Raw genomic sequence first — 317 nt, 5'->3', positions numbered from 1 at the left:
GAACTGGCGAAAGCGGTACGCCGCACGCTGGCGGAGAAATTTCAGCAGGAGGCGAACGTCACTTTCCCGCCGGAACTGGTGGCGCAGGTGAATAATGTGGAAACGGAGCTACAGCGCGGGGAACTGAGCGAAGCCAGCCGGACGTGGCTGACGCAGTGCGGACTGACGCCGGAGCAGATACAAAACCAGATGGAGCCGGAATATATACCGCAGAGAAAAATCCACCTGTACCATTGTGACCACCGGGGCCTGCCGCTGGCGCTGATACGCCAGGACGGCGCCATCAGCTGGCGCGCGGAGTATGACGAATGGGGCAA

1 protein-coding gene is annotated in these 317 nt (G+C 60.9%); it reads left to right on the top strand.

The window, feature by feature from the left end; translation table 11 throughout:
* Positions 1-317: RHS domain-containing protein (locus tag OGY09_RS00005; RefSeq protein WP_286589699.1), on the top strand; the 317-nt coding region annotated here is incomplete at both ends.

Source organism: Citrobacter sp. Cpo071, from assembly GCF_030332765.1.
GTDB classification, from domain to species: Bacteria; Pseudomonadota; Gammaproteobacteria; order Enterobacterales; family Enterobacteriaceae; genus Citrobacter; species Citrobacter portucalensis.
This window is presented reverse-complemented; position numbering and strand designations above follow the sequence as displayed.